This is a genomic window from Salinarimonas sp. NSM (assembly GCF_052380005.1).
GTDB lineage: Bacteria > Pseudomonadota > Alphaproteobacteria > Rhizobiales > Beijerinckiaceae > Salinarimonas.
In genome coordinates this window covers 112,607-127,228 of sequence record NZ_JBQTCJ010000003.1, presented here as the reverse complement: position 1 = coordinate 127,228, position 14,622 = coordinate 112,607, and the positions used below count along the sequence as shown (strand labels likewise).

Genomic DNA, 14,622 nt, shown 5'->3' with positions numbered 1-14,622 from the left:
ACCCGGCGGCGCTCGCCGCGACCTGGGATCGGCTCGCCGAGGCGCTCGCGGCGGGGGAGCGCGTGCGCGTCCTGGTCCATGCCGAGGAGCTCGACGCCGGGGGCGCGCCGGCCGCGATCGCGCTGGCGGACGCCGGCGCCGTCGCGGGCCTGCGCGTGCTCCTCGTCGACGCCAGCGCGGCGGACGGAATCCTCTCGTTCTTCGATCTCGGAGAGGACGCGCGGTCGGTCGGGCGCATCATCGACCTCCACCCCGACCTCGCCGCGCAGGCCGTGCGGCTGCCGCACCTCGCCGACGCGCACGATCCGCGGGGCTGGCGCGCCGAGCACGCTTCGTGCATGCTACGTCTCGTCGAGACCACGTTCGACCTCGTCGTCGTGGCGACGCCGCACGAGCCCTGCGCCTCGCAGGTGGCGATGCTCCCCGGGGACGCCGAGACCCTGGCGTTCGCATCCGGCACGAGCGGGCCGGACGGCGAGCGGGCGGCGGCCTGAGATCTCGACGGAACGGGGCGGATATACGATCCGTTCACGTGCGCACGCCATGCTGCCGCGGGCCGGGCGAGGCAGGCTTCTGGCGTCGAGGGGGAGAAGGGCCGCATGTTCGTCGTCGCCGTCGCCCTCGTCGCGGGCGCAGCGTTCCTCGTCATCGCGACGCCGTCGCTCGGCCTCGCGACGGCGATCCTCGCGGCTCCCTTCGTCGCGAGCCTCGCCGCGGGGGTGGCGATCCTCCTCGCCGATCTCGCCTTCCGCTCCCGCTCCGGCCTCGATCGGCGAATCGCGGAGCTGCGCGGCCTCCTGGCCCGCGCGCGCCGCACCGACACGCGCCTTTCGAGCGACCGCGCCGACGGTGACCGCACTCCCCGCGGTCACGCTCCCCCGGACGGCACGTCCCGAGAGCGCTCCCGCAAGCGCGCCTGACGAGGCCCGCCTGACGCCGCGGCATGCCGCTTGCTGCCCCGGGGCACGACGCCGGCTCCACAGCCATTCCGCCGGTGCCGATGCGTCGTGATGGGATCGTGCGGGCTGCGAGATGTATCAAAATGAGCGAAAATTGTCGCTGAGGCGTCTGCGTTCGCCGGATGCGACCTCGTTCGTCTGGGCGATGCTCGACCAGGCCGTCGTCTCCGGCGGAAGCTTCGCGACCTCGATCGTCCTCGCCCGCGCGCTCGGTCCCGACGACTTCTCCCTGTGGGCCGCGATCTGGATCGCGGTCTTCGTGGCGCTCGAGTTCCAGCTCGCGCTCGCTGTCGTGCCGCTCCAGGTCTTCACGCACGAGGCCCGCAGCCGCGGCGACCACGGCTTCACCGGACGCATGCTGACGCTGGCGCTCGTCTTCCTCGTCGCGATGGCGGCGCTGGGCCTCGCCGTGGCGGCGGCGCTGGAGGCGCTCGGCTGGGCCTCGATCTGGCCCGCGGCACTGGCGGCGGCGGCCTTCGGCGTGCCCTTCCTCGCCTGCGAGTTCGTCCGCAAGCTCCTCTTCCTCGACGAGCGCGGCCCGATCGCGCTCGTCCTCGACACGCTGCGCTTCGGCGGGCTCTTCGCCGTGGCCGCACTCGGCTGGGGCTTCGCGGAGGCGCCCGGCGGCGCCTACGCCTTCGCCTGGGAGGCGGGGTTCGTGAGCCTCGCGGTGCTCGTCGTCGGCATCCTGGCGAGCGGTGTGCGCCCGAGCCTCTCGCCGCTCGCCCTGGCGAAGACCGCCGGCGGCTCGTGGTCCTATTCCCGCTGGCTGGTCGTCCTCGCCGGCTCGCGGCGGGCGGGCTTCGACCTGATCTACGTCCTCGCCGGCAGCGCGCTGGGCATGACGGCGGTGGGCGGCCTGCGCATCCTCCATCAGATCCTCAGCGTCTCGCACATCGCGCTCCAGACCATGCAGAACGTCGTGCCCGGCATGGCGAGCCGCAAGCTCGTCGCCGAGGGCCCTCAGGCGCTCGCGCGCTACACGGTCTCGCTCGCGGCGCTGACGATCCCCGCCGCGCTCGCCCTCGTGGGCTTCACCTCGGCCTTCGACGAGTTGCTCGTCGTCGGCCTGTTCGGGCCGGAATGGCGACCCTACGCCTCGGCGCTGCCGGTGCTCGCGGTCGGCTACGCCGCCATGATCGCCGCCTACCCGTTCATGTTCCAGCTCCAGGCGAAGCGCGACAGCGCGGCGCTGCTCGCGGCGAGCGTCGTCGCGTCCACCGTGGCGCTGGGCTCATTCTTCCCGCTCACGAACGCGCTCGGCATCCACGGCGCGGCCATCGCCTTCAGCCTCGCCCTGGTGGTCGAGGCGGCGCTGCTCACCGGCTTCGCCCTGCGCGGCGTCGGCGGCGGCCTCGTCGAGGAGGACGGCGGATGACGAGCGCCGCCGCGGTGCCGGCCGCCCACCCCGAGGCGCCCCGCCCTCTCGCATCGACGGCATCCGGCGCCGGCGGCGGCGCCGTGTCCGCGAGCCTGCTCGCGACCGTGCTCTACGTGGTCCTCTTCGTCGGCTACGTCTGGGGCTGGCCGATCTCGCGCCATCTCGGCGTGCCGGCGCTGGCCGTGCTGCTCGCGGCGGCGCTGCTGTCGATCCTGTGCGCGCGACGCGCCTACCTGCCCGGCGCGATGATCGCGCTGCCGATGCTGGCGGGCGTCTACATCGCTCTCTCCTTCGCCGGCGTGCTGCCCGCGGCGTGGACGCAGGTCTACGACCGCGGCGCCATCGCGCAGCAGTCGGTCGGCTACATCGCCATGCCGATCCTCGTCTCCGCGAACGTCAACGCGCTGATCGTGCTCGCGCGCTATCCCGCGCTGGTCAAGCGCGTCCTCGTGCCGGCGGGCGTGATCGGCGGGCTCGTGATCAACCCCCTCGTCCTCACCCTCTGGGGCGAGCCGCTCGAGGGCGGGCACAGCTACTTCCTGCTCAACAGCTTCTCCGGCGCCGAGCTGATCCTCACCGCCCTGATCGGCTGGTGGGCCTTCCACGCGCTCTCGGGCATCGCGCCGTTCGTCGTCGTGCCGATCCTGATCGCGCTGACGACTCACCTGAACACCGCGCTCGCCTACCTCGCGCTCCTCGTCTTCCGGACGCGCCGCCTGCTCGTGCTCGGATCGCTGGCGGGGCTGCTGCTCTTCCTCGCGACCGGCGTCGTGGCGCCTCTGTTCTGGGAGCCGCTGCTGGCGCTCGACGCCAACAACGGCATCCGCGCCGTGTTCTGGGGCGACGCCTGGCTCGCGGTGCGCGACACCTGGGGCGTCGGCGTCGGCTTCGGGCGCGAGGCGATCCGCGGGGTCTACTACTTCTACGCCGAGCCGTGGTCGCTCAAGCGCCCGGACGAGCCGGACTTCCTCTTCATCGGCGTGCACAACGCCGTCGTCCAGGCCGGCTATCGGCTGGGCATCCTCGGGGCCGTCCTCGTCGTCCTGCTCGTCGCCCGCCTGCGGCCGCGCCTGAGCCCGCGCACGCCGACCGAGCAGTTCGACGCCTGGCTGTTCTTCGTCTTCGTCATGGTCGTGTGCTCGAACGTCGCGATCACCGGCATGTACCACCTGCCCGGCGTCACCGCCGTGTGGGCCTGGCTCGCGCTGCGCAACGACCCGGCGAGCATCCGTACCTTCGCCATCAAGGGAGAAGCCCATGTCGGTCCCACCGATCGATGAGCGCGACCGCGTCTTCCCGCTGCCCCGCCAGGTCGAGGCCGCGGACACCCGGTCGCTGGGGGACGACCTCGCATCGGCGATGCGCGACGCCGCCGGCCTCCTCGGACGCCTGCGGCGGCGGCCCTGGCTCATCCTCGTCCCCGCGCTCGTCTGCGGTGCCATGGGTGCCGCCTACGGCTTCCTGACGCCTCCGATCTACAAGTCGACGACGCGTGTGATGATCGATCCGCGCGAGCAGCAGGTCGTGCCGGGCGCCTTCGTGCCGGGCGCGCAGACGCCCGACATCGTGCGCCTCGAGAGCCAGGTCGCGATCATCGGCTCCTACAACGTGCTCGCCGCCGCGCACGCGGCGCTGGGTCCCGCCGCCGAGAGCCCCGGCGTCGTCACCCGGCTGCGCACCCTCGTCGACGGCGAGGCGCCCCGCGAGGGCGGCAGCACGGATCGCGCGATCGAGGCGCTGGCGCGCTCGGTGACGGTCTCGCGCGTGCCCGGCACCTACGTGCTCGAGGTCTCCGCGCTGGCGCAGACGCCACGGCGTGCGCAGGCGGTCGCGGACGCGGTCGTCGACGCCTACCTCGAGGACCAGTCCCGCGCCGAGGCGGAAGAGCTCGGCCGGGCCGGGCGCCTCCTCGACGAGCGCCTGGAGGGCCTGCGGGCTCGCGTGCGCGAGGCCGAGGCGGCCGTCCAGGCCTTCGCGCAGCGCAACGGGATCGTGCGCGCCGGCGAGACGGAGATCGACGGCCAGCAGCTCGCGCTCCTGAACGAGGAATACGCGGCCGCGCGGGCGGACGCGTCCGCGGCGCGCGCCCGGCTGGAGGCCGTGGAGCGGGTCGCGCGCGGCGAGGCGGGCATCGACGCGCTGCCGCAGGCGGTCTCGTCGGGCACGGTCCAGAGCCTGCGCGCCGCCCTCACCGAGGCCCTCGATCGCGAGGCGGCGCTCGCGAGCGATCTCCTCCCCAACCACCCGCGGATGGTGCGCGCCCGCGAGCAGGTCGAGGGGCTCCAGGCCCAGCTGCGCGCCGAGCTCGGCCGCGCCGCCCAGAGCGTGCGCGACGAGTTCCGCATCGCCGAGGACCGCGAGCGGGAGATGCTGGCGCGCGTCGAGGAGGCCGCCTCGCGGACCACCGCGCTCGACGAGCGGATGATCGAGCTGCGCGCCCTCCAGCGCGAGGCGGCGGCGAGCCAGGGGGTGCTCAACGACTACCTCTCGCGGATGAACCAGGTGACGGAGCAGGTGGGCCTGCAGCTGCCCACCGCGCGCGTGCTCTCGCCGGCGAGCCTGCCGCACCGCCCCGCGAGCCTGCCGCCCGTCGTCCTCGCCCTGCTGGCGGCGATCGCCGGCGCCGGCCTCGGCGCCGCGATCGCGCTGTCCGCGGAGGCCCTCACGCCGGCGCACGCGCCGCAGCCGCAGCAGCGCGGGCTGCGCACGGCATGACGTAGAGGAATTTCGCGATCGGGACGCCGAAAATGGTGCTCGAATTGCACCGGTTCCGGCAACGGAGCGGCAGACCTCGGTTCTCGTGTCGCCCTGGGACAGATCAGCGTGGGAGTTCGTACCAATGTGGACTAGCCAGACCATGAGCGCCCCATTCGCGCCGATCGGCGCGGACGAGCGCGAGCTTCCCGGCGACGTCGTGAGCGCGATCGAGGCGGAGGAGGAGCGGCGTCTCGCCAAAAGCGGCGACGGCGGCGGCCGGACCGTCCTCGTCGTCGGCGGCGGCGGCTACGTCGGCATCCCCGTCATCGAGCACCTGCTCGATCGCGGCTACCGCGTGCGCAATCTCGACCTCGGCGTCTACCGCAACGGCCCGGCCTCGATGGGGCTCGCCGCACGCGAGGGCTACGCCTTCCTCCACGGCGACTTCGGCGACCGCGAGGTCGTCGCGCGGGCGCTCGAGGGCGTGAGCGACGTCGTCATCCTGGGCGGCCTCGTCGGCGACCCGATCACCAAGAAGTTCCCGGACGAATCCGCCGCGATCAACGAGCGCGGCATGCTCTCCTTCATCGCCGCGCTCGACGGGCGCGCGCTCAACAAGGTGATCTTCGTCTCGACCTGCTCGAACTACGGCATGATCTCGGAGGACCGGATCGCCGACGAGAGCTTCGAGCTGCGTCCGCTCTCGCTCTACGCCAAGGCCAAGGTCGACATCGAGCGCCATCTCGCCTCGCTGCGGGGCAAGGTCGACTACGACGTCACGATCCTGCGCTTCTCCACCGCCTTCGGGCTGGCGCCGCGCATGCGCTTCGACCTCACGGTCAACGAGTTCACCCGCGAGCTCTTCCTCGGGCGCGAGCTCGTCGTCTACGACGCCACGACCTGGCGGCCCTACTGCCACGTGCGCGACTTCGCCCGCGTGATCGACCGGGTGCTGCGCATGCCGCGGGAGACCGTGAGCTTCGAGACCTTCAACGTCGGCGCCGACCGCAACAACCACACGAAGCGCAGCATCGTCGAGCTGATCCGCGAGCGCCTGCCGCAGGCGCGCGTGAAGGAGGTCAGCGCCTCGAACGACCCGCGCAACTACCGCGTAAGCTTCGCCAAGATGCGCGACACGCTGATGATCGAGCCGATCCACTCCGTCGAGGACGGGATCGACGAGATCCTGGAGGCGCTCGGCAACCGTGTCTTCGAGGACGTCGAGGAGCGGCGCGACTTCTACGGTAACTATGCGCTTCCCGGCCTGCGCGGCGGGGCGGCGGCGATCGCCCGCGGCACGGCGGGCAAGCCCCGCGCGGTGATCCTCGCCGGCGGCAAGGGCGTGCGGCTGCGGCCCTACACCGCGAGCCTGCCCAAGCCCCTCGTGCCGCTCGGCGACAAGCCGATCCTCGAGCTCGTGCTCCACCAGCTCGCCGCCTGCGGCTTCGGCCGCGCGACGCTGACGCTCGGCCACCTCTCGGGCCTCATCCGCGCCTTCGTGGACCAGCAGGCCTCGCTGCGGGCGAAGATCGACATCGATTTCGTCGACGAGGAGGCGCCCACCGGCACCGCCGGCTCGCTGGCGAGCGTCGGCGGGCTCGACGAGCCCTTCCTCGTCATGAACGGTGACGTGCTCACCGACATCGACTACGGCGCGGTGCTGCGCGACCACACGGCGTCGGGCGCGGCGCTGACGATCGCGGCGCACAACCGCAGCGTCAAGATCGACCTCGGGGTGCTCGAGGTCGACGAGGGCGGCAACGTCGTCGGCTACCGCGAGAAGCCGGAGATGTCCCACGACGTCTCGATGGGCATCTACGCCTACAGCCCCCGCGTGCTGACCCACATCCGCGCCGGCGAGTACCTCGACTTCCCCGATCTGGTCCTGCGGCTGATCGCGGCGGGCGAGACGGTGCGCGTCTACCGAAACGACGCGATGTGGCTCGATATCGGCCGCCCCGAGGACTACGCCCGCGCCCAGGAGCTCGTCGAGACGCGCTCCGCCGACCTCAACCTCGGAGCCGCCTGATGAGCGACTGGATCTATCCGCTCTCCACCCCCGACCTCGGCCAGGCGGAGGAGGACGCGCTCGTCGCCTGCGTGCGCTCCGGCTGGCTCTCGACGGGACCGCGCGCCGCCGCCTTCGAGGCGCGCTTCGCCGAGCTCCACGGCGTGCGCCACGCCGTCGCGGTGACGAACGGCACCGCGGCGCTCCACCTCGCCTACGCCGCGCTCGGGATCGGGCGCGAGCCGGGCGAGGAGGTGATCCAACCGTCGATCAACTTCATCGCCGCCGCCAACATGACGGTGGCGAGCGGGGCGACGCCGGTCTTCGGCGACATCGTCTCCCTGGAGGAGCCGACGCTCGACCCCGCCGAGGTCGAGGCCCGCATCGGCCCGCGCACCGTGGCCGTCGTCGCCATGCACTACGGCGGCTACCCGGCGCGCATGGCCGAGCTCGAGGCGATCTGCAGGCGCCGCGGGCTTCGGCTGATCGAGGACGCCTGCCACGCGCCGCTCCAGACGGCACCGGACGGCCGCTTCCTCGGCACGATCGGCGACGTCGGCTGCTTCTCGTTCTTCTCCAACAAGAACATGACCTGCGGCGAGGGCGGCATGGTCGTGACCAACGACGACGCGCTCGCCGCCCGCATCCGCTCGCTGCGCTCCCACGGCATGACCTCGCTGACCTGGGAGCGGCATTCGCGGCGGCTCGGGACCTACGACGTCGTCGATACCGGCTTCAACTACCGCATGGACGACCTGCGCGCCGCGCTCGCGAGCGTCCAGCTCGAGCGCCTGCCGGAGGCGAACGCCCGCCGGCGGGCCCTCGCGCGGTCGTACGCCGAGGCGTTCCGCCAGGCGCCCGAGGACGTGCGCTACGTCTTCGGCACGGCGGCGCGGGACGGCGCCGGCGCCGCGCACGTCGCGGCGATCGTCGTCGCCCCGGACCTGCGCGACGCCGTGCGCGCCGGCCTCGCGGCGACGGGCATCCAGACGAGCCTCCACTACCCGCCGGCCCACGAGATGACCGCCTTCGCCGGCGTCGCCTCGTCGGGCCTCGCGCGCTCGGAGCTGTTCGCGCGCAGCGTGATCACGCTCCCGCTCTACCCGACCATGCCCGACGCGGCCCCCGCCGAGATCGCGGCGGCGGTATCGCGGGTGCTCGCCGAGGCACGCGCCGCGGGCGCGCCCCCGAGGACCGGAACCGACGCATGAGCAAGCCCGAGCACCGCCGGTCGAGCCGCGTCGGCAGGAAGGCGACGTCGCTCTTCCTCGTCCAGCTGCCGCCGCCGCGCCACGGCGCGACCCTCGTCGCGGACGCGATCCGGCGTCTGCTCGAGGCGGACGGGCGTGTCACGGTCGAGCACCTGTGGGGCGGCAGCGCGCGCACGATCGCCGACATCGGCAGGAAGACGCCCGGCAAGCTCGTCGGCTTCGCGGCGCTCCTCGCCCGCCTCCTCGCGCGTCGGCTCCTCGGCCGGCGCGCGGACACGGCCTACCTGTCGTTCACGCCGTGGGCGCACACGGCCGTGCGCGACGCGCTCGTCGCGATGCTGGCCAAGGGCGTCGCCGACCGCGTCCTCGTGCACGTGCATTGCGAGGGCCTCGACGCCATGATCGACGGCACGAGCCGCAGGGACGCCTTCCTGCGCCGCGCCTTCGCGGGAACGGAGCTCGTCGCCATCACCGGCGAGACCGCCCGGATCGGCCGCGAGAGCGGGCTCTTCCGCGACGTGCACCTCCTCTACAACCACGCACTCGATCCCGGCGAGCCGCCGATGGCGGCCGCCGGCCGGGTGCGGGTCGGCTGGTTCGGCCGCTTCGACCCGCGCAAGGGCGTGCTCGCGGCGATCGACGCCGTCGCGGCCGCGCGCGCGGCGGGGCACGACATCCGCCTCGCCATCGGCGGCAGCCCGACGGTCGAGCTCGACGCGCCGGCGCTCGAGGCACGGCTGCGGGAGGCGGGGCTCGCGGACGTCACCGAGACTTGCTACAACCCCGACGAGGACGGCAAGGCCGAGTTCCTGAGCCGGCTCGACGTCTTCGTCTACCCGAGCGAGCACGACCACGCGCCGCTCGCGCTGATCGAGGGGCTGGCCCACGGGCTCGTGCCGATCGTGCTGACACAGGGCGGCATCCCCGAGATGGTCGGCCCGCGCTTCGCCGACAACGTGATCGACCGTGGGCTTCCCGCAGATGCGCGCGTGCGCCTGATGGCGGCGCGGATCGCGGCGCTCGCCGCCGACCGCGAAGGCCTCCTGGCCGACCGCCGCGCCGCCCGCACGCGCTACCTCTCGGCCTTCAGCGAGGAGGCGTTCGAGGCGCGGCTCCTCGCGATCTTCGGCGTCGCGCCCGATCCGGCGCGCGACGCGACGGCGCCCGAGGCGCAGCCGACGGAGGTGTAGATGGCGCCCGCGGATCGCCTGCGCGTCCTCATGCTCGTCGATGCACCGCGCATCCCGCGCTGGCAGGGCGACGTGATCGAGCGGCTGCGCGCCGACACGCGCATCGCGCTGCATGTCGCGGCGTTCCCGGCCCGATCCGCGGGCCGCCGCGGTCGGCGGCGTCCGGGACCCGGCTTCCGTCTCGCCGACGCGATCGAGCGCGTCGTGTCGCGCCGGGTCTGGCACCCGCCGCTCCTGCGGCAGGGCTACGACGGGGACACGTACGTCGCGGCGGCCTCCGACGCCGGCACGCCGCCCGCGCGGCCCGACGTCGTCCTGTCCCTCAGCGCGAACGCGCCGCCCAGCCCCGGCGTCGGCCCGCGCTTCGGCGTCTGGACCCTCGAGGTCGACGGCGTGGCCGTGCCGGACGCCGGCCCCTTCGGGTACTACGCGGTCGCTTCCGACGATCCGCTCTCACGCCTCGCGATCGTCGCCGTGGGCGGCGAGGCCGACGCGAGCGGTGCGACCATCGCGCAGGCGCTCTGCAAGACCTTCCGGCCGTCCTGGAACGAGAACCGCCGGAGGCTCGAGGCCCGCGCGGCGACGCTCGTGGTCGATGCGCTCGTCGGGCTCGCCGTCGACCGCCGCCTGCCGGCTCCCGTCACGGGCGCCCCGCCGCCGGCCTGGCTGCGGCCGCGCCCGATCTACCCGTGGGTGCTGGCCCGCTGCCTCGCCCGGCTCGGGGTGCGCGCGGTCCAGAAGCTCGCCTACGAGGAGCGCTGGCAGCTCGCGCTGTTCGACCTCGACGAGACGGTTGGGACCGGCGCACCCGCACGCCCCCGGTTCGTCACCGGCCCGTTCCGAGCGGATCCGTGCCTCGAGCAGGACGGCGAGGACATCTACGTCTTCCACGAGACCATGGGCGGCACGCCCGCGAAGGGCGAGATCTCGGTGCTGCGCCTGCGCGACGGGGAGATCGAGGATCTCGGCGTGGCGATCGCGCAGCCGTATCACATGTCCTTCCCGATGGTGTTCCGGGTCGACGGGGAGCGCTGGATGATCCCCGAGAGCAGCGCGAACGGCACGATCGAGCTGTGGCGCGCGGAGAATTTCCCTCTCGGCTGGGTCAAGGATCGCGACCTGATGACCGGCGTCTCGGCGTCGGACACCGTGCTCTGGCGCGGCGCCGACCGCTGGTGGATGTTCACCAACATCGACCGACGCGCCGCGCCCGACCATTGCCACGAGCTGCACCTGTTCTGGTCGGACGACTTCCGCAGCGGCACGTGGCATCCCCACCCGATGAACCCCGTCGTGCGCGACGTCTCGCGCGCCCGCATGGCGGGGCGGATCTTCCAGGACGAGGCCGGCCGGCTCGTACGCTGCGCGCAGGACAACCGCTTCTACTACGGCGACCGGCTGCGCTTCATGCACATCGACGAGCTCACGCCGGCGGCCTACCGCGAGCATGAGATCGACGCCGTCGACCTCGGTTGGGTGCCCGACGCCAACGGCCAGCACCACATCGACCGGCTGGACTCGCTCGTGGTGACGGACGTGCGCTTCCGCTGGCCCCGCTGGCGCCGGCTCGGGCCGATCGCGCTCGACCAGGGAGTGGTCCGCCCGCTGGCCGCCCGGCTCGGCGGGCTCGAGCCGTCGGGCTGCGGTCGCATGCCGCCGAACCGCCACAGACCTGATCGGTCGCTCAAGTCGGCGTAGCGCGGGCGAGACCCCGTTGCTCTCCCCTCTCCCTCGTGGAGAGGGGAGAGCGTTGCGCGTTCACCCCGATGTGCGCGGATCGGCCGGCGGCAGCCCCGCGCGGCGGCTGCGGGACTCCATCAGCGTCGCGAGCACGAAGCGTGGCGCGAGCACGAGGTAGCGGCGCCACAGCCGGCGTGGCTCGCTTCCGAGGCGATGCAGCCATTCGAGCCCGAGACGGCGCATCACGGGCGGCGCCCGGCGCACCCGTCCGGTGGCGAAGTCGAAGGCGGCGCCGACGCCGAGGCAGACGATGCCCTCCAGTGCCGCGCTGTTCTCGTGGAGCCATTTCTCCTGCTTGGGGCAGCCGAGGCCGACCCACAGCACGCGCGCGCCCGATGCACGGATGCGATCGAGCGTCTGCGCCCGCTCGGTCTCCGAGAGCGCGCGGAACGGCGGCGTCTCCGCGCCGGCGACGACGAGGCCCGGCGCCTCTGAGGCGAGGCGCTCGGCCAGCGCCTGCGCGACGCCGTCGGCGCCGCCGTAGAAATAGTGTCCCCAGCCCTGCGCCGCGGTGGCGCGGCAGAACGCGGTCAGGAAATCCGGGCCGCAGACGCGCTCGACGCCCGCATGGCCGCGCAGCCGTCCCGTCCAGGCGAGCGGCTGGCCGTCCGGCATGACGAGGTCCGCGCCCGCGAGCGCCGCCCGGTGCGCGGGGTCTTCCTGCGCGCGCATGATCGAGTGCACGTCGCTGAAGCAGACGTAGCGCGTTTCCCGGCGCGCGACGAAGCCGGCGACCTCGTCGAGGGCGCGGCGCACGTTGACCATGGCGACGTCGACGCCGAGGATGCGGCAGCGGGACAGGGGGGCTTGCGTCTTCACGGCTGGTGCCTCGATCGCGGATGAAATGGGTGGGGGGCGGGAGGATGGCGCGGGGCGGACGGAGGGGGACGCTCGGCCGCACGGCCTTCGCCGCGCTCGCGGGGCTGGCCGTGAGCGCCCTCCCCGTCCGCGCCGAGGCCGATCGCGTGACGGCGCTCGCCGAGACGCTCCTGCGCGAGCGACCGGCGAGCGGCTGCGGCGAGGCCTGCACGCGCTCCGGGCCGATCCGCGTCGAGGGTGGCGCGGACGTCGTCCTGCGCGACATCCGGATCGACGGCGCGGACGGGGACTGCGTGCTCGTACGCGGCGCCACGCGCGTGGTCCTGGACGGCTTGTCCCTGTCGCGCTGCGGCGGCGCGGGCGTGCGCATCGAGGGGGCGCGGGAGGTGGTGCTGCGCGACCTCGCCGTCACGGACGCCGTCGAGAGCGGCGTCGTCATCGACGGCTCGGCCGACGTGCTGGTGCTCGGCGGCAGCGTGGAGCGGGCGGCGTCGGGCGTCTACGCCCACCGCTCGACCGGCGTCGTCGTGCGCGCCACCTGGTTCCTCGACATGCAGGGGCCGCAGCCGCGGGGCCAGGGCGTTCAGCTCGACAAGGTGACCGGTCCCGGCAACGCGATCGCCTGCACCACGATCGTCTCGCACCCCGGCCGCGGCGCGCCGGAGGACGCCATCAACCTCTTCCGCTCGGAAGGCACGTCGGCCTCGCCGATCCGCGTCGCGGGAAACCGCATCCTCGGCGGCGGCCCGAGCCCGTCGGGCGGGGGAATCCTGGTGGGCGACCACGGCGGCGGGCGCGTGCGCGTCGAGGGCAACGTCCTCGTCGATCCCGGCCAGTACGGCATCGGCGTCGCCGGCGGCGCGCAGGCCGAGGTCCTCGACAACGTCGTCGTCGCCCGCGCGCAGCCCTTCACGAACGTGGCGATCTACGTCTGGAAGGCGGCGGAGGACGGTGGGGCTTGCCGCGATCATCTCGTCGCCGGAAACCGCGTCGACTGGGCGCGGGCAGACGGCGCCGCGAACCCGCTCTGGGTCTCCGAGACCTGCGCGCCGACACGGGCCGACGCGGCGCTCGTCGAGGACCTGGAGCCCCTCGACCCGCGGCTCGTGCTCGCCGAGCCCGCGCTCTGCGCCCGGGGCGCCGACGCGGACGCGGAGGCTGCGCAGGTCCCGCTCAATAGGCATTGAGGAACGCCCGCGGCGAGAGGGTCATCAGGAGGATGCGCAGGTCGAGCAGGATCGAGTGGTTCTCGATGTAGTAGAGGTCGAAGGCGACGCGCCGCTCCATACTGGCGACGGTCTCCGTGCGCCCGCGCAGGCCGTGCACCTGCGCCCAGCCGGTGATGCCCGGCTTGACGTTGTGGCGGCGCGCGTAGCGGGCGATCTGGCGCTGGTACTCGAGGTCGTGCGCGACGGCGTGCGGGCGCGGCCCGACGAGGGACATCTCGCCCCTGAGCACGTTCACGAGCTGGGGGAGCTCGTCGAGATTGTAGCGCCGCAGGAACCGGCCGAGCCGCGTCACACGCGGGTCGTCGCGGGTCGCCTGCACGATCGTCGGCCCGTCCTCGAGCGCCGTCATGGTGCGGAACTTGAGGATGCGGAAGGACTTCTGGTTGAACCCGTGCCGCGTCTGGGCGAACAGCGCCGGGCCCGGGCTGTCGAGCCGGATCGCGACGCCGATGGCGACGAGCAGCGGCGCGAGCAGGAACAGTGCGAGGCCCGACAGCACGATGTCGATCACGCGCTTGGTGGCGTGCACGACGGGCCCCGCCGGCGCGCCGGCGACGCGCAGGTTCGGCAGCGGCTCGGCGTCGTAGCGGGCCGCGCGCGCGAAGGTCTCGAAGCCGGGCGGCGTCGCGACGTGGATCGTCGCGGGCGTGTCGAGGAAGGCCTCGATGCAGGCGTCCATCACCGCGCGCTCCTCCCACGGCACGAGGATGAGCACCCGGTCGCAGTCGAAGGTCCGCACCATGGCGATGCCGGAGGCGATGCGCTCCGCGAGCCGCAGGCGCCCGGCCGGCGTGGCGCAGCAGCGATCGGCGTCGGCGAGCGGCAGGGAGACGCAGGAATAGCGCTGTGCGCGGTCGTCGGCGCCGAAGCGCGCGATCTGCACGGGACTGCCGACGACGAGGACGCGCCCGCCGAAATCCTGGTTGCCGAGCGTACGCGCGAGCACCGTGCGCAGCCACGCGAGCGCGACGAAGCCGAGCGGCAGGAACAGGAGCGTCGAGCCGCGCGAGACTTCGTCGAGCGACTTCGCCAGGAAGCCGATGCCGAGATGCGCGGAGAATGCCACCGCCCACGAGGCCGCGAGCGCGGGGCCGGGCGCCTCCTCCCGCAGGATCGAGAGCGGATAGCCCGGCGCGCGGCTCGACACGAGCAGGAACAGGATCGCCACCGAGGCGCCGTCGCGCAGGAACAGGTCGAGCGGCCCGAACCGGCCGTAGGCGGCGAGGTGCCAGGCGATGCCCGCCAGGAACGAGGCGAGGATGATCACGAGCGTCTCGGCGGCGAGCACGCCCGCCGTCGCGGGTGCGCGCCTCAGCCGCTTCGGATATGGTGAAAGAACACCCTGGTCGTTCACGGTCGTCATTCGGGTCCTCGCAGTCGCGGCGACC

General features: G+C 73.5%; 12 protein-coding genes. 10 read left to right on the top strand and 2 right to left on the bottom strand.

The window, feature by feature from the left end:
* From ACTZWW_RS02770 to ACTZWW_RS02730, 9 genes are all read left to right on the top strand, one after another.
* The coding region (locus ACTZWW_RS02770) for a hypothetical protein (RefSeq protein ID WP_444779402.1) at positions 1-494 on the top strand (494 nt) is incomplete at its 5' end.
* Positions 495-599: 105 nt separating this feature from the next.
* Positions 600-920: a hypothetical protein gene (locus ACTZWW_RS02765; RefSeq protein ID WP_444779401.1), complete on the top strand. Its 321-nt coding sequence runs from the start codon at positions 600-602 to the stop codon at positions 918-920.
* A 133-nt stretch (positions 921-1,053) separates the two neighbouring features.
* The gene (locus ACTZWW_RS02760; protein WP_444779400.1) at positions 1,054-2,337 is read left to right on the top strand and encodes a lipopolysaccharide biosynthesis protein; all 1,284 of its coding nucleotides are present in this window, start codon (positions 1,054-1,056) and stop codon (positions 2,335-2,337) included.
* Positions 2,334-3,620 carry a hypothetical protein gene (locus ACTZWW_RS02755; protein ID WP_444779399.1) on the top strand — a complete coding sequence of 429 codons (1,287 nt, stop codon included), beginning with the start codon at positions 2,334-2,336 and terminating at the stop codon, positions 3,618-3,620. Before ACTZWW_RS02760 ends, ACTZWW_RS02755 begins: the two co-directional genes overlap by 4 nt.
* Positions 3,598-5,055: a GumC family protein gene (locus ACTZWW_RS02750; RefSeq protein ID WP_444779398.1), complete on the top strand. Its 1,458-nt coding sequence runs from the start codon at positions 3,598-3,600 to the stop codon at positions 5,053-5,055. Before ACTZWW_RS02755 ends, ACTZWW_RS02750 begins: the two co-directional genes overlap by 23 nt.
* 142 nt (positions 5,056-5,197) lie before the next feature.
* Entirely contained in the window at positions 5,198-7,066 is a 1,869-nt protein-coding gene (locus tag ACTZWW_RS02745) for a sugar phosphate nucleotidyltransferase (RefSeq protein ID WP_444779397.1), read from the top strand.
* Positions 7,066-8,256, top strand: a complete 1,191-nt coding sequence (locus tag ACTZWW_RS02740; protein ID WP_444779396.1) for a DegT/DnrJ/EryC1/StrS family aminotransferase — start codon at positions 7,066-7,068, stop codon at positions 8,254-8,256. The genes ACTZWW_RS02745 and ACTZWW_RS02740 overlap by 1 nt, the downstream gene beginning before the upstream one ends.
* Positions 8,253-9,446 carry a glycosyltransferase gene (locus tag ACTZWW_RS02735; protein ID WP_444779395.1) on the top strand — a complete coding sequence of 398 codons (1,194 nt, stop codon included), beginning with the start codon at positions 8,253-8,255 and terminating at the stop codon, positions 9,444-9,446. Before ACTZWW_RS02740 ends, ACTZWW_RS02735 begins: the two co-directional genes overlap by 4 nt.
* Positions 9,447-11,144, top strand: coding sequence for a glucosamine inositolphosphorylceramide transferase family protein (locus tag ACTZWW_RS02730; RefSeq protein ID WP_444779394.1), 1,698 nt, complete (start codon positions 9,447-9,449; stop codon positions 11,142-11,144).
* Positions 11,145-11,204: 60 nt separating this feature from the next.
* On the opposite strand, the gene ACTZWW_RS02725 is transcribed toward ACTZWW_RS02730, so the two are convergent.
* Positions 11,205-12,005 (bottom strand): WecB/TagA/CpsF family glycosyltransferase, encoded by an 801-nt coding sequence (locus tag ACTZWW_RS02725; RefSeq protein WP_444779393.1) that lies wholly within the window; start codon positions 12,003-12,005, stop codon positions 11,205-11,207.
* 110 nt (positions 12,006-12,115) lie between these two features.
* Here ACTZWW_RS02725 and ACTZWW_RS02720 point away from each other — a divergent pair, with 110 nt between their 5' ends.
* Positions 12,116-13,192, top strand: a complete 1,077-nt coding sequence (locus tag ACTZWW_RS02720; protein ID WP_444779392.1) for a right-handed parallel beta-helix repeat-containing protein — start codon at positions 12,116-12,118, stop codon at positions 13,190-13,192.
* On the opposite strand, the gene ACTZWW_RS02715 is transcribed toward ACTZWW_RS02720, so the two are convergent.
* Positions 13,179-14,597, bottom strand: coding sequence for an exopolysaccharide biosynthesis polyprenyl glycosylphosphotransferase (locus ACTZWW_RS02715; RefSeq protein ID WP_444779391.1), 1,419 nt, complete (start codon positions 14,595-14,597; stop codon positions 13,179-13,181). The genes ACTZWW_RS02720 and ACTZWW_RS02715 overlap by 14 nt on opposite strands.
* Between the last annotated feature and the right edge of the window lie 25 nt (positions 14,598-14,622).